At 47.5% G+C, this 2,101-nt stretch carries 1 protein-coding gene; it reads left to right on the top strand.

All coding sequences use genetic code 11. The features are described 5' to 3' along the window. Positions 1 to 226 precede the first annotated feature (226 nt). Positions 227 to 2,101, top strand: a 1,875-nt coding sequence (locus RMO84_RS13235; protein ID WP_310488920.1) for a sigma 54-interacting transcriptional regulator, incomplete at its 3' end; no start/stop codon positions are given.

Below are 2,101 nucleotides of genomic sequence, written 5' to 3'. Positions count from 1 at the left end.
GTGGTTTATATCCCCGCCACCCACAAACCAACACCCCACCCCCTCACCCCTATAAAAACGACCGACCCCATACCAGTCGGTATTATATGGCTCGAACTAAGATTTTACCCACCCCGCCTTTCAGGCACCCCTCCGAGGAGGGGATTTTTTAGAGAATTTGTCTAGCATTCTGCCTTGCTGTGCCTGATAGACTGATAAGTAACGATCGATAGGCACATCCCTCACCATGTCTACAGAATTAGTTAATTGGTTAGAATCGGCTACCGAACTAGGCATGTTGCCCCATGAGGTGTTGGGATCGATCGCGTGCGAACTAGCAGTATTATCCGTGCCAGCAGGCTGTCGGGTGACGATCGAAGATACGCCCGTTACCAAGCTGTACATTTTAGAATCGGGACAAGCCGAGCGATATTACCGCCAAAGGGCGGGATTGATGTGGGCGACAGGACTATTGCCCGGTGCGGTGGTGAATTTATCGGCATTGCAGCGATCTCAACCGACGGATAGTCGGATTGTCACCTTGACGGAATGCCAGTTTCAGACGATCTCTGCCGAAAAATGGCAGGAGTTGGTTGCCAAATATCCCCAAATTACTGCCGCCTACGCGCAGCGATTGGCGGATAAATTAGAGCAACTTGAAGGAGAAATCGCCTACGAGCGCGACAGACAAGCCGCATTACGGACTTATCTAGTCCCTCAAGCTAAGCGGGGAGTGATTGGCGAAAGTCGCTATGCCATCAAGTTACGCCAACAAATTCGTGCGGCTAGTAATGACGATCGATCGGTCTTAATTTCTGGCGAACCAGGATTAGAAAAAGATAATATTGCCGCACTGATTCACTTTGGTTCTAAACGTCGTCAGCAGCCGATTATCAGCCTCAAAAGTGCTTTGATTACTGCTAATGGTGCCGAATTATTTGGGCGCGTGGGTGGTAAACCAGGATTACTAGAATGGTTGGGTGAAGGCACGTTAATTTTAAATGACGTGCAGGAATTGCCACGCGAACTAGTGCCGCAAATCGAGGAGTTATTAGCTACAGGTAAATATACCCCAATTGCTCGTGAAGGACAAGTTTCGCTACCGCCGCGACCGAGCAATGCTCGTGCGATCCTGATTTCCGAGAACGCACAACCGACGTTCGATCGAGCGATCGCCCATCAGCTTAAAGTACCAGGATTGCGGGTGCGTAAAGCCGATATCGAAGCACATGTCAATTACTATCTCAACATCATTTGTCGGCAGAAAAAATTAGCAAAACCGCAAGTTACCCCCGAAGCAATTCGCCGATTGCAAGCCTACGATTTTCCAGGTAATTTGAAAGAATTAGCGGGGATGGTCGATCGAGCTTTATTGCAAGCGCAAGGTAGTAAGGTACTCACAGAGGAAGTATTTTGGGTACAGGCACCGAAAAAACAACTATTTCGACTAAATTTATTAAATGCTTATCCTGGATTGCGCCAGTTTTTAAATAGTGATTGGTATCCCGATCGGATTAATTATGGATTTACAGCTTGGGTATTTCCGATCGTGGTAGCGATCCTATTTCTGGCTCCTCAAGATCGCCAACATAACTTTGCACTCAATCTATTTTGGGCGTGGTGGTGGCCGTTAATTTTATTGTTATTTCCAATCATTGGCAGATTGTGGTGCGCTTTTTGTCCGTTCATGATTTACGGCGAAATCGTCCAAAAACTCTCGCTCAAATTCTGGCCCCGCACGCTTGCTAAATGGCCGCGTGAGACTGCGGAAAAGTGGGGTGGTTGGTTTTTATTTGGTTTATTTGTGCTGATATTTCTCTGGGAAGAACTCTGGAATTTAGAAAACACCGCTTATTTATCTAGTTGGTTATTACTGCTGATTACTGGTGGCGCGGTACTATTTTCGCTGATTTTTGAACGCCGCTTTTGGTGTCGCTATCTGTGTCCGATCGGGGGGATGAATGGCTTGTTTGCTAAACTATCGATCGTCGAACTCCGTGCCCAGCAAGGTACTTGTGCGGCAGAATGTACCACTTATCACTGTTATAAAGGCGGCGTCGGTTTTGGGGAGGGACAGACGACCAATGGCTGTCCGATTTATTCACATCCCGCGCAATTAACC

The organism is Chamaesiphon sp. VAR_69_metabat_338, from assembly GCF_031423935.1.
Taxonomy (GTDB): Bacteria; Cyanobacteriota; Cyanobacteriia; order Cyanobacteriales; family Chamaesiphonaceae; genus Chamaesiphon.
Note: the sequence above shows the minus strand (reverse complement) of the source record. Positions and strands in the feature narration are given on the sequence as shown.